Consider the following 24,137-nt stretch of genomic DNA (forward strand, 5'->3'; position numbering starts at 1 on the left):
ATTCAGGGGAACGAGGAAAGTTAATGGCAGCACAAAAAGCACCACCCGGTAAACCGGATAGTGGATTTGTGTTGTCATTTTTTCTTCTCCCATCCGGACTTTACGGGACTATCGCTGAGATAACGATTTTACCCTGAACCGTCGGCTCCGGATTTACACCGGATCTGCTGGACCTTTACCACATGTTTGCAACTCACGGTAAAGCGCTCGCGGGCTGATAATTTTTACAAATTAATCACCGCCGGTGGGGAATTCCACCCCGCCCTGAAGAATTATGCCATTTAAGGCACCGGGGATTTTATCGGCAATTAAATAGCTGTTAAAGTTATTTAGTAAAATTTTTCTTTTTTCAAGTAATGGCTGTAGGTATCAAGAAAAAATGAAGTCACTGGCAGAAGTTATAAGGTTAAATAAGCAGTTACGTACCATAGGCTTTGATGATGCTCCCTTTAACCGTCAAGCGGGCAGCAAAGTCAATATTTCCGGGATTGTTTGTACCAATACCCGCTTTGAAGGCATGTTATGGGGAGAGGCCAGTAAAGACGGGGTCGATGCTACAGATGTGCTGATTAATATGCTTAAACCCAGCAAGTTTTATCAGCAGGTGCATGCGGTACTGCTCGACGGTATCGCCATTGGTGGTTTTAACCTGATCAACCTGGAAGAATTAAATGAAGCTCTGCAGTTACCTTGTATTGCGGTTATGCGTAAACAGCCGGATGTTACAGCGGTGAAACAAGTACTGAGTCGTTTTGATGATGCCGAGTTTCGTTTAGCGACTTTGGCTGCTGCCGGCGATATTTTTACTTACACCACAACCGCTGCTGATGAAAAGCAACGCACCTTTGTCTATCAGGTAAAGGGCTGCGGGGCTGAAACGGCGGGTTTATTACTGGAAAAAGTCACCGACAACGGTAATGTGCCGGAAACCTTGCGCCTGGCCCATTTAATCGGTGCCGCGGTTAAAACGGGGCAAAGCAGTAATAGTGCTTAAAATCCAGCTTCATTGATATTTTTAACCCGGGTACTGACTTTATAGCGCAAGCTGATTTTTATTCCAGAATATTTTTCTTTGGTTCGATTCTTGCTGTATTATTGTGCAACTGAAAGGGGCTAAAATCTCTCAGTTGAACGTCAATCTTTCATCTTTTTTCATGAAAAAGTGTAGTAGGAAAAATAAATGAAATTAAAATTTTTAAAATTGCCCTTGGCGGGACTGATTTTGTGTGTCAGTGGCTTGTTTAATGTCGCCAATGCCGGCTTGATCACTATCGGCGCCTTAACCAGTAACGATGACGGCTCAACCAATGTTATCACCGATACCTTAAATGACCGTGAGTGGTTAAGATGGGATCTGTTAGCAGATCTTACCCATGCCCAGACATTAGCTGAGATAGCTTCAGGTGCGTATGCCGGTTGGACTATTGCCGGGGCCGATGATGCTAATTTGTTCCTTGATGCCTTATATGGCGGGGCTGATCACGGCTGTAGCGATAATGTTACTATAATCCTCAATTGTGCCGACACCGGTTCGTATACTAGTCCACAATATAAAGCTCTTTTTGGGGATTCCGGCAGCAGCGGAACAGAAACGGCGTGGTTTTATGATGATACCTTAACGGATAACCAGGCCGGAATGTTATATCTACATAACGGTGAGGATAACCGGAAAATCAACACTTATAGCACCATTGCCGTGAGCGATAATTTTTCCAAGTATGGTTTGTGGTCAAGCTCAGGCACCATAGGTTGGCTAATGTATCGTTCAACCGCTCAGGTACCGGAGCCACCGGCCTTGGCTATTTTTGCATTAGCGCTGGCAGGTTTTGGGCTGCGTCGGTTTACCAAGCAATAATTAAAATTACTTTGATTAATTAAAGCACCGTGTTTTCGGTGCTTTTTTGTGTTTTTCTTTGATGAGCTATCAGATGTGCTTTCCCCTGCTCCAGCTTGAGTTTGCAAGCAAACGTTCACCGGCATCTACCGCGCCTGCTTCCATGGTCGTGCCCATAGAGTCATTCCAGCGGTTTAAATAGCCGAATAATGCAATCACCCCTAAAATTTCAACGACTTCACCGTCATCCCAATATTCATGCATTTTTGCGGTGATCTCATCTGTTACCGCATTAGGCACGCTTGAGGCAGCTAAAGCCAGTTCAAAAGCGGCTTTCTCTGCCTCGCTATAGAGGTCGCTTTCCCGAAATGACCAGATGTTTTCCAGGCGCTCTTCGCTGCCACCATAGCGCTCTGCTGCCAGGATAGTATGGGCTTCACAGTAGCGGCAGCCGGTATTGGCACTGGTGATATAACCGATTAAACGTTTTTGCTCGGCAGTAACCCTGCCTTTATTTTCCATTACCGCCATATTCAGGTTAATAAAGGCTTTGGCAATGGCTGGCCGGCGTTGCATGGTTAATACGCTGTTGGGACAAAAGCCTAAGGTTTCATTAAAAAACTTTGCCAGTTCGGCAACGTCTTCATTTGCGTCAGGCGCTAGCGGGGTTACTAAGGGCATATCTGTTCTCCGTTTATCAAATGATGCTAATTTAAACTACTATATGATCTGTATGTTGCATATGCAACAATAATGTTGTTGCAAGTGCAATATAATGAAGGTTTTTATTTAGATGAGGAAAATGATAGAGTTACAGTAATTTTTGCTCAATAAGGTTAAGCCCATCACTAAGTCAGCTCGCAGTCAGGCATTTACTTTGACAGACAAAGTAGAGAATCCGTTAGATTTAATCTCCCACCTGCCGTTTAGACTGGCAGTGGTCAGTAATCTATTGGCATTGGACAGGGATTGGAAAATCAGGAACCTAACCGAACTGGAGCCAAGAGAAATGCGGGTACTGCTCAACATTGGCTCTTATATGCCGATTAAATCAGCTGATATTGCTTACCAGTCAAGATTAGATTCTTATACTGTCAGCCGGGCGGTTAAAAAGTTGTTGGTGTTAAACTTGATCGAATCCCGTCAAGATGAAAGCAAAAAGAATGTGAAAAACTTATACCTGAATGATGAAGGTAAGGCGCTATATCAAAAACTGACACAAGCCATGGATGAAAGGGCTAACTTGTTGGAAGAAGTATTGACGGATAGCGAAAAATCACTATTTTTTAATATGCTTGAACGTATTGAAAACAAAGCGGAAGCTATTTTAGCAACTCAGGCAGCAGAGTTAATTGAAAATGGTTTAGAAGCACCAGCGGATCAGAAAGAGCTTATTCGCTGGCATAAAAAAACCAACAGCCAATAGGCACTTATCTAATATGTGCTCCTCCCCCCGCTAGAGTATAAGGGGGCACCTTCTAACTTAACCAAGTCCTTAACTATGCGGCGTCCGGAACGGCAAGCCTGGTATCTGGCTAACGGGCTGCCTCCAGCTTGTTGGCATCATAATATTGAACCTCTTCACTTATCTCAGATCGGCAGGTTATTCGCCGTGCGCTTAATCATGCTTGTTATCCTGCCCGACGTTTTTTAAAAATTATTTGCTAAAAATGAACCTGCTTGCCTTTTGCTGCGTATTAACCCAATAAACCTGGAACAATTGCCATTATGCTGATTAATGCGCTTATTTTTAACCTGATGTGGTTTGGCTGTATCTATTGGGGTAATAGCTTTGCTTTGCTGGTGCCTGTGTGGGCGGTTTTGCATTTGCATTTTAGCCGTAATAGCAAAAGGGAGGCCTGCTATGTGCTGTTGGTGACCTTGCTCGGTACTGTTACCGATAGTTTACTGATGCATGCCGGGGTCTTTGAGTTTGTGCAAAGTGATTTCATTGTGCCGTTTTGGCTGATCATGATATGGCTGAGTTTTTCCTTAACCTTAAATGCCAGCCTGAAATTCTTGCAAGGTCGTACCGCCCTGCAATTTTTGGCCGGCGCTGTTTTCCCGCCACTGAGTTATTTGGCGGGAAAAACCCTGGCAGCTGTCAGCTTTGGTTACTCTACGCTGTTGACCTTAGTCTTGCTCAGCCTTATCTGGAGCCAGTTAATGATGCTCTTTTTTCGTTTAAGTATCTGGACAGGAGTGAACCAGGCCCATGAAGATAATATTCATTACGCTTAGTCTTTTTGCTTGTTCATTTTCAGTTTTGCCGGCGAGAATTTTGTCTCACGGCAATGGCCCTGATGCTGTGGTTTTAGATAGGAGCCGGTTGCAACTGGTGGGGCAGGCGCAACTTTCGGTATTGTTCTGGGATATTTATCAAAGCCGTTTATATACGTCTTCAGGACGGTTTAGCCGGGATGAACAGCAGCTGTTATTTGAAATCAACTATCAAAGAGATATTTCTCGCAAGGAACTAGTCTCGGCAACCCTGGAGCAATGGCAGCACCTGGATATAGCGGAAAGTGATTATCAGCAATATTTACCCTACCTCAAAGCCCTGTGGCCGGATGTCAGTGCCGGGGATACCTTAACTTTGTTTTCAGATGGCAGCGGCAGTGCTTTTTATTTTAATGGCCGCTATCTGGGCAAGATAAGGGATGAAAAGTTCGCCGGGATGTTTTTGGATATCTGGTTATCCCCGAGAACGAGCCGGCCAGGGATCAGAAAAGCGCTGTTGGGGATATCACCATGAAGCCTTTATTGTTGTTACTCAAGACAAAGTTTTTGCTGGTTTTGCTTTTAGGGCTTTTCAGTTGCTCCAATGATATTAACCACTATCAGGACAGTACACCTGTGCTGGATATTCAAAGCTACTTTACCGGGCCGGTGATCGCCTGGGGTATAGTGCAGGATTATAACCTCAAGGTGACGCGGCGTTTTTGTGTTGAACTTGAAGGAAGCTGGCAGCAGGAGCAAGGCTTGCTAAAAGAAGTGTTTTATTTTAAAGACGGCGAAGTCTCCCGCAGAAACTGGCGTTTAACCCGTCAGGGGGGCGGTAAATACCTGGGGCAGGCTGAGGATGTTATAGGTATTGCCGGCGGGCAGCAACTGGGTTATGCCTTCAGGTGGCAATACCGCCTGGCACTTGATATAGACGGTGAGTCTTATCAGTTTGATCTCGATGACTGGATGTACCGCATTGATGATTACCGGGTGTTTAACAAAACACAAATGAAAAAGTTCGGTATTACCCTGGCGGAAATCACGCTGTTTTTCGATAAAGAGCAGCCCTTACGTCACTGTTGATTTAACCGTTATTGTTATCTCGCTATGGTTCAATCCCGGATTTGGCCGGGGTTGATGGACATGTGTTTGCAGGGGGCTGGCATGAAGCTACCAATTTTTCCATTACCTGTGTTTATGTTGCCCCAGGGCATGACCCGGTTAAAAATCTTTGAACCGCGCTATCTGAAAATGGTAAAAATCGCCTCAAAAGAAAATGGTTTTGCTATTTTACTCGACCCCTGGCATGGCGACAGTATGCCGGTGGCCAGTTGGGTCGAGATCACCAACTTTGGCACCGGTGATGACGGCTTCTTGCTGCTTGATGTCAGATGCAAAGGGCTTGTTGCCATCAGCGCAGCCTACCGGGACCAGGATAACCTGATGTGGGGAAGTATCGCTCCTCTTGAGCATTGGCCCGAGCACCGGCATGACCAACTGACCAGGGTCTTTAGTCGGTTACTGCAAGCCTTTTTCATGCAAAGTGAAGGCTTATCAGGCCTTTATAGCGGCGATTTTATCGATCAGCCGAATTGGGTGCTGGCCCGCTGGCTCGAGTTATTGCCCATTGCCAACCAGCATAAAGTACATTTTCTTAAGGCGTCATCCTATGACAGCGCTTTGCTGCTGCTTTCGATGATCTTGTCGGAAAATAATCTCAGGTTAAGTGATCTAAAGTGACTCCTGCACCGTATTAGGTTAACAAAGGGGTTAGCGGCTATTGAGTTATGCAAGTTATCAGCGGCGCGTTGCAAAAAAATCAGGAAGGTATTAAACCTATAGCTATGCCTGCCGACTTTGATAATAAAACGCTAACCCGGTTCGTTATTGCCATAGCCTTAAAAAGGGACAAGCAAGCTTTCACCAGCTTGTTTAAATTTTTTGCCCCTAAGATAAAGCGTGTAGCCGCCACCCGGTTTAATAATAGCGAGCAGGTCAATGAAGTGCTTCAGGAAACCATGGCCATTGTCTGGCGCAAAGCGCATTTGTTTAATATCGATAAGGGGGCCGTGACCACTTGGGTGTACACCATCATGCGTAATGTCAGTTTTGACATGCTCAGAAAAGTACAGGCCAACAAAGAAGATAATCTCAGTGATGATATCTGGCCTCTGGCAGAGCGCAATATCGGAGAAGGGGAAATTTTTGCCGACCACCTGGCGAAAAAACATATGTTAACCTGTTTGGAGCAATTGCCGCAAAACCAGCAAATGGTGGTAAAAGGCTTCTATTTCCTGGAAATGTCGCAAGAGCAGCTTGCCCGGCAGTTGGACTTGCCGCTTGGCACCATTAAATCAAGGTTACGTTTGGCGCTGTCGAAATTAAAGCTGCAATTAGGAGACGATAATGATCAGGCATCATCCTAAAGAGACCTTACTTAAGGCTTTTGCCGGCGGCGAGCTGGCCGCATCCCTGTCTGCTGCAATTGCCATACATGTTGATATGTGCCCCCTTTGCCAGGAAAAAACGGCTGCTATCACCAGGGAGCAGGCGATGAAAAGCTTTGGCCGAGAGGCATTATCGGCTGATATAAACAGCAGTGGCGTTGATAGCTGTCAGCAGGCCGAGACGGATTATGATGATATGATCCAGGTGATTGTTGCCGATGAGCAAATTGCGCCTGTTCCGCTACGCATACCGAAAAAAATTACTCTTCACGGACAGGAGTTTACCCTGCCACAGGCGATAGCAAACCTGCAGCTGGGCAAGTTTCGCCATTTGGGCAAGCTCTCCCGTGCACGTTTGTTGCTCGGGGAAGGGCCGATACATACCAGTTTGTTGCACTTGCAGCCCGGGGGCTCGGTGCCAGAGCATACCCATAAAGGATATGAATTAACCCTGCTGTTGGCGGGAGAGTTTCACGATGAGCAGGGCAGTTATGTTCCCGGGGATTTTATGATGCTTGATGGCCGCCATACCCATACCCCAGTGTCCGAGCAAGGTTGCTTATGTTATACCGTGGTAAGTGATGCCCTGCACTTCACCCAGGGAATAAACAAATTACTCAATCCTATTGCCGCCTTGATCTATTAGCGCTTTCGCGCCGCTAAACACAGTGAGTAGCATCAGAGCCTGATAAAGCGGGTAAATTTCAATTGCAGATCCCGAACAGGTGATCCAAAACCTGCTTTCATTCGTAAGTATTTACCGGACAAAGGTAAAACGTCAGCAAAATAAATAGTAAAAATATTAATTATCAACTATTTATTTGTTAGCGAAGCAAGATAAGGAAGCTCATTGTGTTAAGCAGCTACAAAGCAGTGTCTGTGGAAATTATTGAAGAGGATAAGTTAATGCCGGTCTGGCTGGATAAGTTTATCACCATCTATCAGTCCCTGTGTGCGGATAACCTGGAAATCCTGGCTGAGCTGTACCATCAGGATATTATTTTCCAGGATCCGGTACATGCCATCAAGGGAATACAGGAGTTATCCGCCTACTTTGACCGCCTCTATCAAAATATTTTTTACTGCCGCTTTCGTATCACCCAAATTGTGCAAGACGGCAATCAGGCGGCCGTTTATTGGCAGATGGAATTTGCCCACAAGCGTTTAAATCAAGGCAGACAAATTCAGGTTGAAGGCCACACCCTGCTGATGGGTAAGGAAGATAAGGTGATTTATCACCGGGATTACCTCGACCTCGGGCAAATGATTTACGAGCATATTCCGTTGTTGGGACGCCTTATTCTTTGGTTGAAAGCGCGGGCAGGGCAATGAAAACCGTACTGATTACCGGGGCGACTTCAGGGATAGGAGAAGCTTTGCTGGCCAAATACCACCAGCAAGGCTTTTATGTCATTGCCTGCGGCCGTAATCGTGAAAGACTTGCCGGTTATCTTAAGCTTTATAAGAACATCCGGGTGTTGGCCTTTGATGTTACCAGAGACACTGAAATACAGGAGGCCGCCAAAGAGGTAGAGCAATTGGACATCCTGATCTTAAATGCCGGGGACTGTGCCTATATCGACCAGGTTAAAACCTTTGATGGCGAGTGCTTTGCCAGTATTATCACCACTAACCTGATTTCCCAGGGGTTTTTATTGCAATATCTGTTGCCCAAGTTAAGTAGCGGCGGTCAGCTTGTTTTTATCAGCTCCAGCGCCACGCTGGTGCCTTTTCCAAGAGCCGAAGCCTATGGCGCTTCAAAAGCCGGGGTGGATTATCTCGCCAACAGTTTGCGTATCGACCTTGTCCCGGAAAATATCGCCGTCACCCTGGTGCATCCCGGTTTTATTAAAACACCGCTTACCGATAAAAATACCTTTGCCATGCCCTTTATACAAAGCAGTGAACAGGCGGCGAGGCAGATATTTACCGCCGTGAGCAAGCGTAAGCAATATTTGCATTTTCCCTGGCGCTTAACCCTGGTATTGAAATTACTGGCGCTGTTGCCGGATAAGCTCTGGCAAAAGCTCATCACAAGGAAGGGGGCGTCATGAAAGATATTGCCATTATCGGCAGCGGTATTTCAGGCTTGACCTGTGCCTACCTGTTATCGAAAAAGCATCAGGTCAGTGTTTTTGAAAAAGCGGCAGTTATCGGCGGACACACGGCAACGGTGGATATTTCCCTGGCCGGCAGGGATTATGCCATAGACACAGGTTTTATTGTTTTTAACAACAAAACCTACCCTAATTTTCTGGCATTACTGGATGAAATCGGGGTGGAAAAACAGGAAACTGAGATGAGCTTTTCGGTGAAAAATCCCGAGTCCGGGCTGGAATATAACGGCCACAACCTCGATACCCTGTTCGCACAACGACGTAACCTTGTCAGGCCGGTTTTCTGGCAGCTGATACGGGAAATTTTACGTTTTAATAAACTTTGCAAAGCGCATTATCAGGCACAAAACTTTAACCAGAAGGATACCCTGGGACTGTTTTTAAAAGCCTATGGTTTTAGCCGCTTTTTTACCGAACATTATATTTTACCTATGGGAGCGGCGATATGGTCAAGTTCGCTGGAAAAGATGGAAGAATTCCCGTTGTTGTTTTTTGTGCGCTTTTTTTACCACCATGGCTTGCTTAACATCAGCGACCGGCCGCAATGGTATGTGATCCCCAAAGGTTCACGCAGTTATCTGGCGCCTTTATGTCGGCCGTTTGCCGATAACATATATGTCAATGCCGGGATCTGCGGCATTACCCGGCAGCATGGGCGGGTACAAGTAAATTTTGCCGACGGCCGCCAGCAGGAGTTTGATGATGTGGTGCTTGCCTGTCACTCAGATCAGGCGATGGCCTTGTTAAGCGATGCCAGCGACGCAGAAAAAGCCGTGCTTGGCGCCATTGCTTATAGCGCCAATCAGGTGGTATTGCACACGGATATTTCCCTGCTGCCTAAAAGGAAAAAAGCCTGGGCCAGCTGGAATTACCAATTAACCGGGGATCTCAGTCAACCGGCCTGTGTTACATATAATATGAATATCCTGCAGGGCATAACGAGTGAGCAAACTTTTTGCGTGACCTTAAATCAAAGCCAGCTGATTGATAAGTCTAAAATTTTAAAAGAGTTTGTTTACCATCATCCCGTTTTTACTTTAGCTGCCCTTAAGGCGCAGCAGCAAAGGTTGTCTATCTGCGGCAAGGGTCAAAGCCATTTCGCCGGCGCCTATTGGTACAATGGCTTCCATGAAGATGGCGTAAGGAGTGCGCTGGATGTGGCCGCACGCTTTGGCTGTTTTCTTAACGGACGGCAAGCGTGATGGCAGACAATAACTTAAACAGTTGCATTTATCGCGGCCAGGTCAGGCATCGCCGCTTTAAACCGGCTAAAAACCAGTTCAGCTATGCTCTCTACATGCTGGCTGTTGATGTCGATGAGCTCAATGGCCGGCTTAAACCACAGGGGCCTTTTGGTTACTCCTGGTTTTATCCGATGCGATTTTGTCAAAAAGATTATTTAAGGGGTGATCCCGGATCGTTAAAAGCACGTATTAAAAATAAAGTCAGGGAGTTAGGGGCAAGCCAGGCAATAGACAGAGTGATGATGCTGGTTCAGCTAAGGTGTTTCGGCATTTATTTTAGCCCGGCAAATTTTTACTTTTGTTATGACCACAAAGGCAAATGCCAATATGTGTTGGTAGAAGTGAGTAATACGCCCTGGAACCAGCGACATTATTATCTAGTGGCTATGGCGGCGCAGGATAGCAAGGTGACGAAAAAGAACTTTCATGTTTCACCTTTTATGGATTTGGCCATGGCATATCACTGGCGAATCAGGCCGCCGGGGAAAAGCAGCTCCGGGCTGGCGATCCATATTGAGAATAAAGTCGAGCAAAGCAGGGAAGCGAGTAACGAAAAGTTATTTGATGTCAGTTTAGCCCTTAAAAAGCAGTCATTGAGCTCGAACAGTTTATTCCGGTTATGGCTGAGTATGCCGGCCATGACCTTTAAGATCCTTGTCGGTATTTATTGGCAGGCACTTAAGTTATTTATCAAACGGGTGCCGTTTATTTCGTATCAGGCATCAAAGGAAACATCATAATGTTTTGGCGTAGGGGTTGATTGTGGAAAATCTTGTAGAAATTGCCATCAAGGGTAAATCCGGCTGGTTCGAGCAGCGCTGCAGAAATTTAGTGTTTAAGGTGCTAAAGCAAATCAATGACGGCTCACTGGAAGTTATCGAAGGCCATAATAAAACACAGTTTGGTCAGTCAGCCGGGCAAATAGCGCCAGGTGACAATGGCCAGGAGCTTAGCGCTAAACTTGTGGTGCATGATCCCAGTACCTACCGTGATTTGGTGCTAAAAGGCAGTATCGGCGCCGGTGAAGCCTATATAGCGGGCAAGTGGTCTTCGCCGGATCTTACCGCCGTGATCCGTATTTTTGCCCGGGCGCAGCAAATGACAGATCAGCTGGAAAGTGGTAAAAACTGGTTTAAAGGTATTCAGCAGGCCTTATTGCACTGGGCCAACCGCAATAGCAAAGCCGGCGCTCAAAAAAACATCGCTGCCCATTATGATCTCGGCAATGAACTCTACAGCCGCTTTTTAGATCCGCAAATGATTTATTCCTCGGCCATATATCCCAAGCCACAGGCAAGTCTGTCCCAGGCCCAGTACCATAAACTTGAAACCATTTGTCAGCGGCTCGAACTTAAAGAAGACGATCATTTATTGGAAATCGGTAGCGGCTGGGGAGGGCTGGCTATATATGCGGCGCTCTATTACGGCTGTAAGGTAACCACCACCACGATTTCCCGGGAGCAATATCAATATGCCCGTAAGCAGATCGACAAGTTAGGCTTAGGCGGGCAAATTACCTTGCTGCAAAAAGACTACCGGGAGTTGAGCGGGCAATATGACAAGCTGGTGTCGATAGAAATGATCGAAGCGGTTGGTTATGACTATCTGGAAAGTTTTTTCCGCCAGTGCAACCTAAGGTTAAAAAGCGGCGGTAAAATGCTGTTGCAGTCGATCACCATAGCGGATCAGCGTTTTGATTATTACCGCAATAATGTCGATTTTATTCAGTGTTATATTTTTCCCGGCGGCTTTTTACCTTCTATTACCGAAATCGCCCGCCGCACCCAAATACACACCGATATGGTCATCGAGAAAATAGATGATATCGGCCTGCATTATGCGAAAACACTGGCTCATTGGCGCGAACAATTTCTCGACTCCTGGCGGGAATTAACCGAGCTTGGTTATGATGAAAGCTTTAAACGCCTGTGGCTGTATTATTTCGGCTATTGCGAAGGGGCCTTTTTAGAGCGTGCCATCAGTACGGTACAGGTGGTTTTTCGAAAATAATTGTTGCTCTTTTCAATAGCGAAAACATACAGTGCTGCCTAAGAGGTAAACTGCAGTCAAAAAAAAACCTTAACATTGCTGTTAAGGTTTTCTCTTCTTAAGAAGATGGTGCCTTGACCCGGAATCGAACCAGGGACACGAGGATTTTCAATCCTCTGCTCTACCGACTGAGCTATCAAGGCGTTGCTCTTTATCAGAGCGAAAAAATGGTGCCGACTGCCGGAGTCGAACTGGCGACCTACTGATTACAAGTCAGTTGCTCTACCAACTGAGCTAAGTCGGCACACAAAACTGTGTGCGATATTTACTTTCTTAAAAGCTAAATATCTTGGCACCGAATCAATAACATCAATGATGTCACTAATTCTTGGAAGAAAAAAAGCTCTAACCTCAGGCTAGAGCTTACTCTTTATCAGAGATAAAAATGGTGCCGACTGCCGGAGTCGAACTGGCGACCTACTGATTACAAGTCAGTTGCTCTACCAACTGAGCTAAGTCGGCACACAAAACTGTGTGCAAATATCAAGTTTTTTATTTAAAAATAAGCTACCTGATATTTTGGCACCGAGTTAACGATTCTTTTTATTACTTGTCCAAGTAAAATCATCACCTCAAAATATGGTGCCCAGACCCGGAATCGAACCAGGGACACGAGGATTTTCAATCCTCTGCTCTACCGACTGAGCTATCTGGGCATTGTCTTTTTGGCTTTGCCTTGAAGACGGGCGCTATTAAACTGTTTTTCCTTTTTTCCGTCAACTGTTTTTTTTCAAAAAATGTTTGTTCGCTGTTTTTTTCAGCGCTTCGCTGCTTTTAAAGGCAGAAACACGGACACAAGGAGATCAGGCGCTATATATGGTATAGAGGCCAATCACAATAAAACTGGCTCCTGCGATATAGGCGAGTATTTTTTCATTGATATAACCGGATAAAAAAGTCCCTGCCAAGACGCCAAAGGCACTTGCCACCACTAAAGCGCAGGAGGCGGAGGCAAATACCATCCATTTGCTGACATCTTTATCGGTGGCAAACAGCATAGTCGCCAGCTGGGTTTTATCCCCCAATTCGGCAATAAACACCGAGGCGAAAATGGTCAGGAAGACTTTCCAGTCGAATGCAAGTACGTATGCCATTTATTTTACAGCCTATTTTTCGGGTGGGGTATAGCCTTCAATTTCCGGCTCTTTACCTTCAAATAAATATTCAACCATGGCTTTTTCTAAAAAGGCGCGATCATCCGGGTTCATCATGTTCATTTTCTTTTCATTGATCAGCATGGTTTGCTTTTTCTGCCAGTTTCCCCAGGCTTCTTTACCTATGTTGTCAAAAATACGTTTGCCGATCTCACCCGGGTAAAGTTGAAAGTCCAGGCCCTGATCTTCTTTTTGGAGGTTTTGGCAAAAAACTGTGCGGCTCATAATAATGTCTCTTCTGTTTGTACTAAATGTCGTTTTGTTATTGTGCTGCTTTTTGAGCGCAGCCTTTTAAGGCTCCAGCAGGGTAATTAACTTTTGCGTTGAGGCGGCAAAACCAACCGACGCCTGAGCGTGTAGATCATACCATTGTTGCTGGCTATTTTCGTTGATTTCTTGTGTCAAAAGCTGATGGCAATCCACCACCAGCGGCTGAATATCTAAATGAAAATGGCTGAAGGTATGGCGAAACGGGGTTAATTCCTGGCTGGTTGTAATTTCCAGGTTTAACGATTGCATTAATTGCGGCAACTCATCCTTATGGGAAATCTCAAGAAAACACCAGAGTCCGCCCCAGATCCCCGCCGGGGGGCGTTTTTCCATTAACACCCTGTGCTCTATCCTGGGGATCACCATAATGGTGGACTTTTCCGGGATTTTTTTCTTGGGTTTCTTTTGTGGGTAGTTGGCCTGCTCATTGCCGGCATAGGCCAGACAGCCGGATACCAGCGGGCAATTTTCACAATCTGGTTTGGAGCGGGTGCAAATAAGCGAGCCGATATCCATCATCGCCTGGTTAAATTGCGCTACCCCCTCTTTTGGCGTTAGCGCTTCGCTGATTGGCCAGAGTTTTTTCTCATAACTTGCCTGGCCATTGTAGCCGTCTAAGGTATAACAGCGGGCTAAAACCCGTTTTACATTGCCGTCTAATATCGCATGGTGCTTGTTCAGCGCCAGTGAGAGAATGGCGCCGGCGGTGGAAAGGCCGATGCCGGGCAGGGCGACGACTTCTTCTATGGTTTCGGGAAACTTTCCCTGGTATTGCTCGGCAATTATTTTGGCGGCTTTATGCAGGTTACGGGCGCGGGCGTAATAGCCCAGGCCGGTCCAGTGGTGTAATACCGTATCTTCATCGGCCTGGGCCAATGCTGTGATGGTCGGAAAACTCTCCATAAACCTCTGGTAGTAAGGGATAACCGTGGTTACCTGGGTTTGCTGCAGCATAACCTCAGATATCCATACGCGGTACGGGGTTTTATTTTGTTGCCAGGGCAGGTGTTTTCTGCCCCGGCGCTGGTACCAGTCAAGTACTTGCCGGCTAAATAACTGGGCCGATTTGGCCGATAGGGTAATTTCATTTGTCATAACGGGGGCAGTGTAACCAAATTAAAACCCGCTCACAATCTTAGTCGCCGCTATTGCCTGATTTTCCTTGGCAAAGTGGTATTTTCCCTCTATGCTCTCGTTTTGAAAAAATGAATACCCTTTGGAGAAACAGCATGAAGGTCAATGCAAAGAACCGTAACCGCCGCCTGCGTAAAAAGTTACATGTCGATGAATTTCAGGAATTAGGTTTTGATGTTGCCTGGAAATTAAAAGAAGGCACGGATGGCGAAGCCATCGACAGTTTTATTGATAAATTCTTTGCCGAGGTTATCGAGCCTAATGGTTTAGGTTATGGCGGTGAGGGAGACTTGATCTGGCATGGGCTAATTTGCACGCAAAAATTAGGCAAGTGTACCGAAGAACACAGAGTAGCTGTTGAAAACTGGTTAAATAACAATGGTGTTGAATCAGTTTCCGTCAGTGAGCTTTATGATGTTTGGTGGGCCGAGTAACCCTATAGCATTTTTTATGTCCGGATCATTTGAGTTTCGCCCAAGAAACCCGGATAATACCGCCCCCAAAATTTATCATTCATGAAGCGTTATGACGGAAAAAGCACAACAACCTGAAAGCAAAAACAGGCATAAAACAGTAGAACAGGCCGAGCAGGAAGGTAAGTATATTCGTAAGGTTCGCAGCTTTGTTAAGCGCGAAGGCCGGTTAACAAATGCTCAGGGCAGGGCATTGGAATTACACTGGGACACTATGGGACTTAATCATAGCGATGGCATGATAGATCCCAAGGCTTTGTTTGCGAATGATAACCCTGTTGTGCTGGAAATCGGTTTCGGCATGGGTAAGTCTTTGGTGGAAATGGCCAAAAATGCCCCTGAATTAAATTTTATCGGTATAGAAGTGCATCGCCCTGGGGTTGGCGCTTGTATTGCGCTGGCACAGGAGCAAGAAGTAACCAACCTGAAAGTTTATGAGCACGATGCCATTGAAATCCTTGCCGATTGTATTCCCAATAATGTGTTAACCACAGTACAGTTGTTTTTCCCGGATCCCTGGCATAAGAAAAAACACCATAAGCGCCGTATCGTTCAGCCTGAATTTGTTGAAACCATACGCCAGAAGTTAAAAATTGGTGGTGTTTTCCATATGGCGACCGATTGGGAAAATTATGCCGAGTGTATGCTTGAAGACATGAGCAGCGCCCCGGGTTATGAGAACCTTTCTGAAACGAAAGATTATGTGCCCCGTCCGGATTCAAGGCCTTTAACCAAGTTTGAGAACCGCGGTCAGCGCTTAGGACATGGTGTCTGGGACCTTCAGTTTAAAAAAATTGATTAATAGCTTTTCAGGCAGACAAAAAAACGCATGCTTTGGCATGCGTTTTTTGATCCGCCATTTTTTGGAATAATCGTGAGTTCTGGTGCAGAACGGCCGGAGAGAGCGTAAAGGTTATGTACTGTGATATGAGTTATTTGTTGCTAGAGTCTTGCATCTCTTGGTAGCGTTTGAGGGGGCTTGGGCAGGTGTTTTCTGCTCCTGGCCGTATTATTCCTTTATTGGGGCGTTTTTCCCGTAAATAACACATGGGCTTCTACATGAAACAAATGTTGGCTGTTACGCCAGTTGCCGGTTTGTTTTAACCAGTTTTCATCAATAATTTCACGGTTAAGGGCCGCCTGTAAAATTCTGCTTTTATACTGGCACCAGTAATAGATAGTTGCCTGCTGGTGGGCTTCATTATTGGGAAAAAGCTCGCTTCTGGTTTCATTTAATTCATTTATGATGTGCCGGACCACCTTAGGCTTGATTTCCTGTTCTAAGGTTTGCTTAAACCGGGTGAATTTTTTCGCTCTCAACAGTTGATATATAAGCCAGGCCAATGCCCCAAGGGCAATAACTGCCAATATTAGGATAACTTCCACAGTAAAACTTCCAAATTGATATGCTTTGCTATACCCATGCATAATAACAGCAGGCGGCTGATTGCGCTAACACAGAGTAAATGAGAAAGAGCATTAACTTGTCCAATAAAGGTTAATTGTGCAATGTCTGGCTGCATTTTGCACTTGCTTGGGTATATAATGCCCTCAGCAATTTTAGGAAAGTAATTATGACCATAGTATATAAAACAAGAACACAGCTGGTGGTTGAAACCCTCAGAGAAAAAATACTCAGTGGTGAAATTAAAGCCGGGCAGCCATTACGTCAGGCGGCCTTAGCTGAGGAATTAAATGTTAGCCGTATTCCTGTGCGCGAAGCATTATTGCAATTGGAAGGGGAAGGCTTAGTTGTTTTTGAGCCCCATAAGGGCGCCACGGCTACCGAGCTTAATGTCGAGCAGGTAGATGAGCTGTTTGAGCTCAGGGCAATGTTAGAGTCTGATTTACTGGCGGCTTCTATTCCTAATTTAACTGAAGAAACACTGGAGCAGGCCGGGGTCTTATTGCAACAGCTGGGACAGGCGTTGGGTAAGGAAAATGCGGTTAATACCTGGAGCGAGCTGAATTCCAATTATCATAATTGCTTGTATTCCGGTGCTAAACGCCCGCAAACTCAAGATCTGGTTAATACCTTAAATAAAAATGCCGACCGCTATATCCGCATGCACTTGTTATGGGCCGGTGGTATTTCAAAGGCAGAATCAGAACACAATGAGCTTTATATGCTTTGTAAAGAAAAACAAACGGAAAAAGCCATTGCCGTACTGAAACAGCATATTTTAGGCTCCCGTGACGAAATCAAAGAGTTTTTATTAAGTAGAGAGACTGCAAACTCTTAAGTATCAATATCTTATGTGATTTTTGCTGTTGTTGTATTATTAAGCTGTTATTGACTTTACTCATGACAGCCTATAGTATTCCCGCCCTCTAAAAACCCGAAAACAAGCCTTTAATACCTCTATTTACTTTACTAGCCTATTCTTAAGGTTATTAAAAAATAGAGGCGAGGCTGTCTGTTATCCTGTTGCCAGGTTTAATCGCTGCTCAGCCGGATAATCAGTCGTTTTTCACCTATAGTACCTTGTACTTTTAAATTACATGAGATAGTGATGTTTGAATTACATGCAAGTAAAGTATCTAACCTGAAGAACGATGTTCTCTCGGGCCTTACCGTTGCCCTTGCTTTGGTTCCCGAAGCGGTAGCCTTTGCCTTTGTTGCCGGTGTTGAGCCCCTGGTGGGTTTATATGCCGCCTTTATGGTGGGTCTGATCACCGCCGCTATCGGTGGTCGCCCGGGAATGATCTCCGGTGCTACCGGTGCCATGGCGGTTGTGATGGTGAGCCTGGTTGCGATACACGGGGTTGAATATCTGTTTGCCACTGTGGTGCTGACCGGGGTAATTCAAATATTGGCGGGGGTCTTTAAACTCGGTAAGTTTATTCGCCTGGTACCGCATCCGGTGATGCTCGGCTTTGTTAATGGCCTGGCAATTGTTATTTTCCTGGCTCAGCTGGGACAGTTTAAAGTCACCAATGATGCCGGTGAGCTGGTATGGATGCAAGGCAACCAGTTATTTACCATGGCCGGTTTGATTGTCTTGACCATGGCAATTATTCACTTTTTGCCGAAATTAACCAAGGCTGTGCCTTCCTCGCTGGTGGCCATTGTTGTGGTAACGGTATTGGTACAAAGTTTAGGTTTAGATGCTCGCACTGTCGTTGATTTTGTCCGTGATATGACTAATGATCCGGCAGCTTCAATAGCCGGCGGCTTCCCTGAGTTTGCTATTCCCCAGGTGCCGTTTAATCTGGAAACTTTTAAAATTATCTTACCTTTTGCTTTGGTACTTGCCGCTATCGGTTTGATTGAATCGTTATTAACCCTGACCCTGATTGATGAATTAACCGGAACCCGCGGACGTGGTAACAAAGAATGTATTGCCCAGGGTGTTGCCAATACCACTACCGGATTTTTTGGCGGTATGGGCGGTTGTGCCATGATCGGCCAGTCGATGATCAATGTTAATTCCGGTGGTCGTGGCCGGGCATCCGGTATCACAGCGGCATTGGCTTTACTTTGCTTTATTTTGTTTGCTTCCGGCTTGATTGAACAAATACCGCTGGCAGCCCTTGTTGGTGTTATGTTTATTGTCGTGATCGGTACCTTTGAATGGTCAAGCTTCCGTATCCTTAACAAGGTGCCAAAAGCCGATGCTTTCGTGATCATCCTGGTATCAGGTGTTACCGTGGCTACCGACTTGGCCATAGCCGTTGTGGTCGGGGTTATCGTTTCCGCGCTGGTATTTGCCTGGGAGCATGCCAAACATATTGTTGTTAACCGCACGGTTGATGACAAAGGTTCAACGGTATACGAGGTTAACGGTCCGTTATTTTTCGGCTCTATCAGCAACTTTTTAGAGCAGTTTGAAATGGATCAGGACAGCGATGATGTGATTGTCGAATTTAAAAATGCCCGTGTTGCCGATCATTCTGCGATTGAAGCCATAGATACTTTGGCGGAAAGATATTTGTCACGGAATAAAACTATGCATTTAAGACACTTAAGCCCTGAGTGTCGCCAGCTGCTGAAAAAAGCAGGCAACCTGGTGGAAGTGAATGTTATTGAAGATCCTGATTATCACATTGCCACTGATAAGTTAGCTTAATAGCCAAAGCTTTATTCCGGGGGAATAAATCCCCGGATGGGCTGAGGTTAAGCATCTTTAAATAAAACGTCGATAAGGTATACTTTTCTTATCGGCGTTTTTTTATTCTTGAACAGCACTATAAATATGCAACTCGAGTTTTTTGATGTTCCCAGCCCCTGTATCGGCGTTTGTCAGACAGATGATAAAGGTTATTGTCTGGGCTGTATGCGCACCCGTGAAGAGCGTCTGAGCTGGTTAAATTTAAGTTGCGGTGACCGGCAAAAGGTGATCAAAAGGTGCCGGCAAAGAAAAAGGCGCCGGGATAATGCCAATAAACCTAAAGTGCCTGCTGAAGAAGTGGTTATCGTACAGCATTCCTTACTCGATCCCCCGGATAACGCTGGTTTTGAGAGTTCAGGCCTTAATTGCAATAAGCCTGAGCAAGAGATGGATAACAGCGAAAATAAAGCTGATGAGAAAAGCGGGGAAAAGCAAACGGCTCAGGACAATCAACTGGCAATTGAAAATGATATGGACTTTAGTGATTTCGAGTTGTAATTTATCGGCTCTGTGTCCTTCAACCATCCTTTACTAAGTTACCTCTTTATTCAAGCTTATCTGCCTGAACAGGCTTTTCCTGAGGCATAAAAAAAACCAGCTAGGTCAAATCGACGTAGCTGGCGGAAAAAGAGATGAATAGCGAGCGAGTTTTACTGGCGAATGCCTTCAACGTGAAGGTCTAATAAAACATCACCGAAGTCCATTTTAAAGCCAAAATCTTTCATGGCGATTTTAGTTGTACCGCTGAAACCTGCGCGGTAGCCGCCCCAAGGATCATCACCGGCGCCGATTTTTTCAGCATCGATCACGATTGATTTAGTCACACCGTGCATGGTGAAGTCACCGGTAATAGCCAGTTTGCCATTGCCTTTATCGACAATTTTGGTGCTTTCAAATTTTGCCGTTTTGAACTTGCTGACATCTAAGAAGTCACCTGAGCGCAGGTGCTTGTCACGCTCTGCGTGGTTTGAATCGATGCTGTTAGGATCGATGTTGATAGAAATTTTTGATGCTTCGATATTTTTTTCATCGTATGAAAACTTGCCGTCGAAAACATTGAAACGGCCGGTTAACCAGCTGTAGCCTAAGTGTTTTACTTTGAAGTTGATTGCCGCATGTGCGCCTTTATCGTCAACAACATAATCAGCAGCGTTGGCTGAAGTTACCAGGCTGGCAGCTAAAATAGCAGCCGAGATTAAACGTTTTTTCATTGAATATTCTCCAAAAAGTAAAATTATTTAAACATGCGCGTTAACGTCGCATCTTTGTCAATTACATGATGTTTAATTGCTGCAAGTGCATGTAATACAGCTGTTGATATTAAGATGTAAGCCACATATTCATGGACAAGACCTGAAATATCTTCCTGATTACTAAACAATTCTCCTAAAGCAGGCACATCAATCCAGTTAAATACGCTAATGGCTCTGCCATCGGCGGTAGAAATTAGATAACCGCTGCACATCAACACCAGGAGCAAACCATAAAGCATAAAATGGGCAATATGGGCGCTTTTACGTACTACAGCCGAATGGGTGTCTATGGCATCGGGTTTTACATTGAATTTCCGCCATACCAGTCGTAAAACGGTGGCGACAAACAATAAAATCCCAACACTTTTATGCCAGTGGGGGGCAGTTCTGTACCACTCACTGTAATAAGTTAAGTCAACCATCCAGAAACCCAGGCCAAATAATGCAAAAATCACGATAGCCGAGAGCCAGTGAAAAAGTTTTGTTATTCGGCCGTAACCTTGAGTTGTATTCTTGTACATGACTTTTCATTCGTCTTGAAATATCTGCTGGTTATAATACTGATAACAAAATCGAATAAAAGCATAATAATTCATACAAAACGTTCTAAATAATTGAATGATTGTTTGGGCTGGTTATTAATTTATCTCGCTTTGTTTAAAAGTTAAACGTCTTTTGTCAGGGAAAAATAGTAAAAATCAAATCGTAAAAAAATAATAAAAATGGCTTGCGGGAGGAAAAGAATACCTATATCATACGCGCACTTTCAACGACTTAAGGCTTAGGCCTCAAGTATTAAAGTTGTTGGATTTGTGCCCAGATAGCTCAGTCGGTAGAGCAGAGGATTGAAAATCCTCGTGTCCCTGGTTCGATTCCGGGTCTGGGCACCATATTTAAGAAAACAAAAAAGCCTGCAAGAAATTGCAGGCTTTTTTGTTTCTATTCTTTGAAAGTTTGGGACTTATAGTCAGGTAATAATCACTGATTTTTACTTAACAATTGAGAAGCGGTTTTTTTTACTTGGGTTGAATAAGCCTCTGAATCGATAACAGGCGCTCATTCATTATGCTTAAATGATTCATGTTTTTTATAATGCCGTAGGCATAAAAGCCATTAAACCTAAGGCAAACATCCCCAGCGTAGCTGGTGTTGGTACTTGGCTCATCTCCCTGACATACCAGGCGCCGATATAAGAATAACTCCCCGGGGGACCCCATGCGTCGCTGCTGCTGTTGATCAGTGTTTGTTGTTTATCCGCACTTAATGATGCTAAATTCATTTTTCCATCGTTATCATCATAGGCTAGTACGCCATTGATAAAAGTGTCGCCGTTGCCTCCAAAGTTCTCCGGCCCGCCGCTTAATTTCTCATAAAGATCTCTAAGGGCTACTCTACTTTCATAAACTTCGCCATCAGCTGTTTCTCCATGATCCAGGTTACCAGTGCGGTCAAAAATATAGCCGATGCCGGCATTGAGAAATAATTCAAATACTTCATCATAGGTTGCCAAGTGAAAGCCATCCCGGGTATAAATGTTGGAAGAAGTGACAGAGCTTAAATTCCAATTTGTGAATACGGAAACGTCTAACCATTCCATACCGCTAATGGTATCTTGGGTTAATAAAGTGTCCCCGGCATTAATGTAATCCTGGCTGATGATTGCTGCTGAACATACTACAGGCGGATATCGCTGTTGTTGTGAGGGCGGCTTTTGCCAGCCCTAAAACAGACCTGTTAATGTTCTTCATAAATAACTCCTTTAAAGGAGATTTAAAATAATTGATGATAACTAAATATTGGAGAGAACGAAGACCAAAGCAGTAAAGGAACCACTGCTTTGATTCTTAGTTTTGATAAAAGAAAGGTTATTGGCGGGTTAGTTTTTCTTAAATCGACGTAAGCCTAATCCCATAACTCCCAGCGCGAAAATTGCAAGGGTTGAAGGTTCCGGTACTTCTGATGCCCCACGAACCAGCATAGTGCTAAGATCGTTACCACCTAAGGTTCTATGCTTGTCTGTGCTGGTTCCCCATCCCCATGAAAGAGTCGCGTAGTCGACATTTTCTGTTGTTTTATAATCTAAAAACTGAAAATAACCGAGGTTGCCGGAAATATCTTCGTACAGGGCTTGGGTTACATTTTTTTCAGTACCTTCATTAATTTCCGATAGCCCCATAGCGGCAAATACTTGCTGGAAATTGGATTCGGCTAACAAGCCGTCAATATTTTGATTGTTTATTGCCTTTCCCTGTATGCTGGACACTGTACTGCTTGGTCTTTCTTTCCAGCTATCGGCAATATCCAAAAAAGCATTATGAAATAAGCTGGTGACCTCTTCGGTAGTGGGCAATCGCCAGCCTTCATAAATGCCACCACTGTTTAGGTTTTCAAGCACCTCGTTGTATGATTGGCTGGTCGTTATATTAAAATCCAGCCATTCTAAATTTGTGCTTTCATCAATGAAGCTATCGTTGTTGGTATTGATGATACCTGCCTGTGCCAGGTTAACCATACTACACATGGATAAAACTGTTGCTGCTACTGCTGTTTTTGCCGCTGTGGCAAAAGGTAAACATTTTATTTTCATGAATTGGTCCTTACTTTTACAATTGATAAACAGTTAGCTTGTTAAGCAATACTCATACCGACAAGTCGAATTTGCTCTAGGCTTCGGTCTTAAAGCTTATATAGAGAATAAGTTGGAGGGTTACCGCTAATGAAGAAATTAGATGTTAATGGTAAGTCAAATTTTTGTCGGTTGATTTCTGCTCTGATTTCGGTGGTTATTCTACCACTTTGAGAGTTAGATTATCTGTTTTCGATCAAAAAAACTTCAGTTTTACCGGTGTGTTTAGCAGAGTCTTTTTAAAAACAATGGCTACCGTTGCTAATGATACGGCTGGTTTCACCTGATTGTTCAAATGCTGTTATCCCCAGATTTAAGTCAACCAGGAGTTGTTGCCAGTTTTCTGCTTTTTTACTGACGGCAAAATAAAGGTGGTTGTATTGCAGTGAAGGTAAGACATTGGTGGTTTTCTGTAAAATCAGCTCTTTGTCCTGTTGGGATAAGCTTGAGTGTTTTATCGTGTGACGCAAGACTAAAGGGTCGCCTATGATCAGGTTCACCCGTTTGGCGGCCAGCATTTTCATTAACTGCAAATCATCGACGGTTTCAATAATATCGAATAAGCCGGCATCCATCATGGCGTCGAATTCAGGGGTATTTTGATAACCCCTTACTACGCCTATTTTTTCGCCGATCAGGTTTTTTAATTTACCCTGGAACTTGTCTTGTTCAGCCTTACGTTTTAAAAAGCTGATTTCGCCGCCCGGATATGGTTTGCTGAGCTCAAGCAGATCTCGCCTGCTTGTGCCTTTGATATTGTCTGAGGGTGCGTTGTTTTCAATAAAATATTCGGGAAATAAAATATCCATGGCGCCAAGCTCAACCAGCCTGACCGCCCGCGCCCAGGGATAAAAGTGGACATTGACCTGATAACCTTTTTGCACCAGTAAAGCCACGGCGTACTGAAATACCCAGCCTTTGTTGCACAGGTTCTCCCCTATATAGGGGGGCCATTGTAAAGTGGCTAAATGAACCGTTTTCTTTGACCGGGCGTTAAAGCGGTAACCGTCGGTTGTTATTTCTCCCGTGATATTGACCACTGCGCCGTCTTCAACATAGCTGACAAGTGGCGGAGGGAGGTTTTCCTCTGCCAAAACTGCAAATTGAGATGTGCCAAGCACTAGGGTAATAATCAATAACAGAGGAATTAATGACAAATAGAGAACCTGCTTAGCTAAGTTATCTTGATATCATAGTA

Annotated in this window: 28 protein-coding genes, 5 tRNA genes, 1 pseudogene and 1 riboswitch; of the genes and pseudogenes, 20 read left to right on the forward strand and 14 right to left on the reverse strand. The window is 44.8% G+C overall.

Annotation, left to right across the window (positions count from 1 at the left end):
- Positions 1 to 77: 77 nt before the first annotated feature.
- Positions 78 to 276, reverse strand: a riboswitch (FMN riboswitch).
- 103 nt (positions 277 to 379) lie between these two features.
- Together QL234_RS02755 and QL234_RS02760 are read left to right on the forward strand one after the other, a co-directional pair.
- Positions 380 to 994, forward strand: a complete 615-nt coding sequence (locus tag QL234_RS02755; RefSeq protein WP_281556325.1) for a DUF99 family protein — start codon at positions 380 to 382, stop codon at positions 992 to 994.
- Positions 995 to 1,180: 186 nt separating this feature from the next.
- The gene (locus tag QL234_RS02760; RefSeq protein ID WP_281556326.1) at positions 1,181 to 1,855 is read left to right on the forward strand and encodes a PEP-CTERM sorting domain-containing protein; all 675 of its coding nucleotides are present in this window, start codon (positions 1,181 to 1,183) and stop codon (positions 1,853 to 1,855) included.
- Positions 1,856 to 1,924: 69 nt separating this feature from the next.
- On the opposite strand, the gene QL234_RS02765 is transcribed toward QL234_RS02760, so the two are convergent.
- Complete coding sequence (locus QL234_RS02765) at positions 1,925 to 2,515, reverse strand: carboxymuconolactone decarboxylase family protein (protein WP_281556327.1); 591 nt, start codon at positions 2,513 to 2,515, stop codon at positions 1,925 to 1,927.
- A gap of 142 nt (positions 2,516 to 2,657) precedes the next feature.
- On the opposite strand from QL234_RS02765, the gene QL234_RS02770 reads away from it, so the two are divergent.
- The 12 genes from QL234_RS02770 to QL234_RS02825 all read left to right on the forward strand — a co-directional run bounded on the left by QL234_RS02770 (position 2,658) and on the right by QL234_RS02825 (position 11,878).
- A complete protein-coding gene (locus QL234_RS02770) occupies positions 2,658 to 3,260 on the forward strand; it encodes a MarR family transcriptional regulator (RefSeq protein ID WP_281556328.1) in 603 nt (200 codons plus the stop codon).
- Positions 3,261 to 3,562: 302 nt separating this feature from the next.
- Positions 3,563 to 4,075 (forward strand): DUF2878 domain-containing protein, encoded by a 513-nt coding sequence (locus QL234_RS02775; protein WP_281556329.1) that lies wholly within the window; start codon positions 3,563 to 3,565, stop codon positions 4,073 to 4,075.
- A complete protein-coding gene (locus QL234_RS02780; protein ID WP_281556330.1) occupies positions 4,050 to 4,589 on the forward strand; it encodes a chalcone isomerase family protein in 540 nt (179 codons plus the stop codon). Before QL234_RS02775 ends, QL234_RS02780 begins: the two co-directional genes overlap by 26 nt.
- Complete coding sequence (locus QL234_RS02785) at positions 4,586 to 5,143, forward strand: DUF3833 domain-containing protein (protein WP_281556331.1); 558 nt, start codon at positions 4,586 to 4,588, stop codon at positions 5,141 to 5,143. Before QL234_RS02780 ends, QL234_RS02785 begins: the two co-directional genes overlap by 4 nt.
- 81 nt (positions 5,144 to 5,224) lie before the next feature.
- Entirely contained in the window at positions 5,225 to 5,800 is a 576-nt protein-coding gene (locus QL234_RS02790) for an LON peptidase substrate-binding domain-containing protein (RefSeq protein ID WP_281556332.1), read from the forward strand.
- Positions 5,801 to 5,847: 47 nt separating this feature from the next.
- Complete coding sequence (locus tag QL234_RS02795) at positions 5,848 to 6,486, forward strand: sigma-70 family RNA polymerase sigma factor (RefSeq protein WP_281556333.1); 639 nt, start codon at positions 5,848 to 5,850, stop codon at positions 6,484 to 6,486.
- Positions 6,467 to 7,153 (forward strand): ChrR family anti-sigma-E factor, encoded by a 687-nt coding sequence (locus tag QL234_RS02800; RefSeq protein WP_281556334.1) that lies wholly within the window; start codon positions 6,467 to 6,469, stop codon positions 7,151 to 7,153. Before QL234_RS02795 ends, QL234_RS02800 begins: the two co-directional genes overlap by 20 nt.
- Before the next feature lie 206 nt (positions 7,154 to 7,359).
- Positions 7,360 to 7,839 carry a nuclear transport factor 2 family protein gene (locus QL234_RS02805; RefSeq protein ID WP_281556335.1) on the forward strand — a complete coding sequence of 160 codons (480 nt, stop codon included), beginning with the start codon at positions 7,360 to 7,362 and terminating at the stop codon, positions 7,837 to 7,839.
- Entirely contained in the window at positions 7,836 to 8,561 is a 726-nt protein-coding gene (locus QL234_RS02810; protein ID WP_281556336.1) for an SDR family NAD(P)-dependent oxidoreductase, read from the forward strand. Before QL234_RS02805 ends, QL234_RS02810 begins: the two co-directional genes overlap by 4 nt.
- Positions 8,558 to 9,826 (forward strand): FAD-dependent oxidoreductase, encoded by a 1,269-nt coding sequence (locus tag QL234_RS02815; protein WP_281556337.1) that lies wholly within the window; start codon positions 8,558 to 8,560, stop codon positions 9,824 to 9,826. The genes QL234_RS02810 and QL234_RS02815 overlap by 4 nt, the downstream gene beginning before the upstream one ends.
- Complete coding sequence (locus QL234_RS02820) at positions 9,826 to 10,608, forward strand: DUF1365 domain-containing protein (protein ID WP_281556338.1); 783 nt, start codon at positions 9,826 to 9,828, stop codon at positions 10,606 to 10,608. Before QL234_RS02815 ends, QL234_RS02820 begins: the two co-directional genes overlap by 1 nt.
- Before the next feature lie 22 nt (positions 10,609 to 10,630).
- Positions 10,631 to 11,878, forward strand: coding sequence for a cyclopropane-fatty-acyl-phospholipid synthase family protein (locus QL234_RS02825; RefSeq protein ID WP_281556339.1), 1,248 nt, complete (start codon positions 10,631 to 10,633; stop codon positions 11,876 to 11,878).
- Between the two features lie 106 nt (positions 11,879 to 11,984).
- Here QL234_RS02825 and QL234_RS02830 read toward each other — a convergent pair.
- The 7 genes from QL234_RS02830 to mutY form a co-directional block, all read right to left on the reverse strand.
- Positions 11,985 to 12,060: transfer RNA gene (locus tag QL234_RS02830), tRNA-Phe, on the reverse strand.
- Between the two features lie 25 nt (positions 12,061 to 12,085).
- Positions 12,086 to 12,161, reverse strand: a tRNA-Thr gene (locus tag QL234_RS02835).
- Positions 12,162 to 12,303: 142 nt separating this feature from the next.
- Positions 12,304 to 12,379 (reverse strand) — tRNA-Thr (locus tag QL234_RS02840).
- A 118-nt stretch (positions 12,380 to 12,497) separates the two neighbouring features.
- Positions 12,498 to 12,573 (reverse strand) — tRNA-Phe (locus QL234_RS02845).
- Positions 12,574 to 12,720: 147 nt separating this feature from the next.
- Positions 12,721 to 13,011, reverse strand: coding sequence for a TMEM165/GDT1 family protein (locus tag QL234_RS02850; protein WP_281556340.1), 291 nt, complete (start codon positions 13,009 to 13,011; stop codon positions 12,721 to 12,723).
- A gap of 12 nt (positions 13,012 to 13,023) precedes the next feature.
- Positions 13,024 to 13,296, reverse strand: coding sequence for an oxidative damage protection protein (locus QL234_RS02855; protein ID WP_044835353.1), 273 nt, complete (start codon positions 13,294 to 13,296; stop codon positions 13,024 to 13,026).
- Positions 13,297 to 13,362: 66 nt separating this feature from the next.
- On the reverse strand, positions 13,363 to 14,436 hold the full coding sequence (gene mutY / locus QL234_RS02860) for an A/G-specific adenine glycosylase (RefSeq protein ID WP_281556341.1): 1,074 nt from the start codon (positions 14,434 to 14,436) through the stop codon (positions 13,363 to 13,365).
- Between the two features lie 134 nt (positions 14,437 to 14,570).
- Here mutY and QL234_RS02865 point away from each other — a divergent pair, with 134 nt between their 5' ends.
- Both QL234_RS02865 and trmB read left to right on the forward strand, forming a co-directional pair.
- Positions 14,571 to 14,909: a YggL family protein gene (locus QL234_RS02865; protein ID WP_281556342.1), complete on the forward strand. Its 339-nt coding sequence runs from the start codon at positions 14,571 to 14,573 to the stop codon at positions 14,907 to 14,909.
- A 91-nt stretch (positions 14,910 to 15,000) separates the two neighbouring features.
- Positions 15,001 to 15,750 (forward strand): tRNA (guanosine(46)-N7)-methyltransferase TrmB, encoded by a 750-nt coding sequence (gene trmB / locus QL234_RS02870; protein WP_281556343.1) that lies wholly within the window; start codon positions 15,001 to 15,003, stop codon positions 15,748 to 15,750.
- Between the two features lie 215 nt (positions 15,751 to 15,965).
- On the opposite strand, the gene QL234_RS02875 is transcribed toward trmB, so the two are convergent.
- Positions 15,966 to 16,334, reverse strand: coding sequence for a hypothetical protein (locus tag QL234_RS02875; RefSeq protein WP_281556344.1), 369 nt, complete (start codon positions 16,332 to 16,334; stop codon positions 15,966 to 15,968).
- 188 nt (positions 16,335 to 16,522) lie between these two features.
- Here QL234_RS02875 and QL234_RS02880 point away from each other — a divergent pair, with 188 nt between their 5' ends.
- The 3 genes and pseudogenes from QL234_RS02880 to QL234_RS02890 all read left to right on the forward strand — a co-directional run.
- A complete protein-coding gene (locus QL234_RS02880) occupies positions 16,523 to 17,191 on the forward strand; it encodes a GntR family transcriptional regulator (RefSeq protein WP_281556345.1) in 669 nt (222 codons plus the stop codon).
- A gap of 270 nt (positions 17,192 to 17,461) precedes the next feature.
- The gene (locus QL234_RS02885; protein WP_281556346.1) at positions 17,462 to 19,018 is read left to right on the forward strand and encodes a SulP family inorganic anion transporter; all 1,557 of its coding nucleotides are present in this window, start codon (positions 17,462 to 17,464) and stop codon (positions 19,016 to 19,018) included.
- 126 nt (positions 19,019 to 19,144) lie between these two features.
- Positions 19,145 to 19,321 (forward strand): annotated as a pseudogene (locus tag QL234_RS02890) (DUF1289 domain-containing protein); the annotation flags it as partial.
- A gap of 389 nt (positions 19,322 to 19,710) precedes the next feature.
- Here the strand turns inward: QL234_RS02890 and QL234_RS02895 are convergent.
- Positions 19,711 to 20,271, reverse strand: coding sequence for a YceI family protein (locus QL234_RS02895; RefSeq protein WP_281556347.1), 561 nt, complete (start codon positions 20,269 to 20,271; stop codon positions 19,711 to 19,713).
- Positions 20,272 to 20,294: 23 nt separating this feature from the next.
- Positions 20,295 to 20,834 carry a cytochrome b gene (locus QL234_RS02900; RefSeq protein WP_281556348.1) on the reverse strand — a complete coding sequence of 180 codons (540 nt, stop codon included), beginning with the start codon at positions 20,832 to 20,834 and terminating at the stop codon, positions 20,295 to 20,297.
- Positions 20,835 to 21,127: 293 nt separating this feature from the next.
- Between QL234_RS02900 and QL234_RS02905 the strand changes: the two genes are divergently transcribed.
- Positions 21,128 to 21,203 (forward strand) — tRNA-Phe (locus tag QL234_RS02905).
- Between the two features lie 197 nt (positions 21,204 to 21,400).
- On the opposite strand, the gene QL234_RS02910 is transcribed toward QL234_RS02905, so the two are convergent.
- The 3 genes from QL234_RS02910 to QL234_RS02920 all read right to left on the reverse strand — a co-directional run bounded on the left by QL234_RS02910 (position 21,401) and on the right by QL234_RS02920 (position 24,096).
- Positions 21,401 to 21,910: a PEP-CTERM sorting domain-containing protein gene (locus QL234_RS02910; protein WP_281556349.1), complete on the reverse strand. Its 510-nt coding sequence runs from the start codon at positions 21,908 to 21,910 to the stop codon at positions 21,401 to 21,403.
- Positions 21,911 to 22,189: 279 nt separating this feature from the next.
- Positions 22,190 to 22,900, reverse strand: coding sequence for a PEP-CTERM sorting domain-containing protein (locus QL234_RS02915; protein WP_281556350.1), 711 nt, complete (start codon positions 22,898 to 22,900; stop codon positions 22,190 to 22,192).
- Between the two features lie 278 nt (positions 22,901 to 23,178).
- Complete coding sequence (locus QL234_RS02920) at positions 23,179 to 24,096, reverse strand: transporter substrate-binding domain-containing protein (RefSeq protein ID WP_281556351.1); 918 nt, start codon at positions 24,094 to 24,096, stop codon at positions 23,179 to 23,181.
- Positions 24,097 to 24,137 lie beyond the last annotated feature (41 nt).

Source organism: Thalassomonas sp. RHCl1 (assembly GCF_947387555.1).
Lineage (GTDB): Bacteria > Pseudomonadota > Gammaproteobacteria > Enterobacterales > Alteromonadaceae > Thalassomonas.

Coding starts and splice junctions, on each gene's coding strand:
- QL234_RS02790 (WP_281556332.1), top strand. CDS start 5,225: ATGAAGCTACCAATTTTTCCATTACCTGTGTTTATGTTGCCCCAGGGC.
- QL234_RS02915 (WP_281556350.1), bottom strand. CDS start 22,900: ATGAAAATAAAATGTTTACCTTTTGCCACAGCGGCAAAAACAGCAGTA.
- QL234_RS02810 (WP_281556336.1), top strand. CDS start 7,836: ATGAAAACCGTACTGATTACCGGGGCGACTTCAGGGATAGGAGAAGCT.
- QL234_RS02885 (WP_281556346.1), top strand. CDS start 17,462: ATGTTTGAATTACATGCAAGTAAAGTATCTAACCTGAAGAACGATGTT.
- QL234_RS02850 (WP_281556340.1), bottom strand. CDS start 13,011: ATGGCATACGTACTTGCATTCGACTGGAAAGTCTTCCTGACCATTTTC.
- QL234_RS02910 (WP_281556349.1), bottom strand. CDS start 21,910: ATGGAATGGTTAGACGTTTCCGTATTCACAAATTGGAATTTAAGCTCT.
- QL234_RS02760 (WP_281556326.1), top strand. CDS start 1,181: ATGAAATTAAAATTTTTAAAATTGCCCTTGGCGGGACTGATTTTGTGT.
- QL234_RS02775 (WP_281556329.1), top strand. CDS start 3,563: ATGCTGATTAATGCGCTTATTTTTAACCTGATGTGGTTTGGCTGTATC.
- QL234_RS02895 (WP_281556347.1), bottom strand. CDS start 20,271: ATGAAAAAACGTTTAATCTCGGCTGCTATTTTAGCTGCCAGCCTGGTA.
- QL234_RS02795 (WP_281556333.1), top strand. CDS start 5,848: ATGCAAGTTATCAGCGGCGCGTTGCAAAAAAATCAGGAAGGTATTAAA.
- mutY (WP_281556341.1), bottom strand. CDS start 14,436: ATGACAAATGAAATTACCCTATCGGCCAAATCGGCCCAGTTATTTAGC.
- QL234_RS02855 (WP_044835353.1), bottom strand. CDS start 13,296: ATGAGCCGCACAGTTTTTTGCCAAAACCTCCAAAAAGAAGATCAGGGC.
- QL234_RS02755 (WP_281556325.1), top strand. CDS start 380: ATGAAGTCACTGGCAGAAGTTATAAGGTTAAATAAGCAGTTACGTACC.
- QL234_RS02785 (WP_281556331.1), top strand. CDS start 4,586: ATGAAGCCTTTATTGTTGTTACTCAAGACAAAGTTTTTGCTGGTTTTG.
- QL234_RS02765 (WP_281556327.1), bottom strand. CDS start 2,515: ATGCCCTTAGTAACCCCGCTAGCGCCTGACGCAAATGAAGACGTTGCC.
- QL234_RS02820 (WP_281556338.1), top strand. CDS start 9,826: ATGGCAGACAATAACTTAAACAGTTGCATTTATCGCGGCCAGGTCAGG.
- trmB (WP_281556343.1), top strand. CDS start 15,001: ATGACGGAAAAAGCACAACAACCTGAAAGCAAAAACAGGCATAAAACA.
- QL234_RS02880 (WP_281556345.1), top strand. CDS start 16,523: ATGACCATAGTATATAAAACAAGAACACAGCTGGTGGTTGAAACCCTC.
- QL234_RS02900 (WP_281556348.1), bottom strand. CDS start 20,834: ATGTACAAGAATACAACTCAAGGTTACGGCCGAATAACAAAACTTTTT.
- QL234_RS02800 (WP_281556334.1), top strand. CDS start 6,467: ATGATCAGGCATCATCCTAAAGAGACCTTACTTAAGGCTTTTGCCGGC.
- QL234_RS02815 (WP_281556337.1), top strand. CDS start 8,558: ATGAAAGATATTGCCATTATCGGCAGCGGTATTTCAGGCTTGACCTGT.
- QL234_RS02865 (WP_281556342.1), top strand. CDS start 14,571: ATGAAGGTCAATGCAAAGAACCGTAACCGCCGCCTGCGTAAAAAGTTA.
- QL234_RS02780 (WP_281556330.1), top strand. CDS start 4,050: ATGAAGATAATATTCATTACGCTTAGTCTTTTTGCTTGTTCATTTTCA.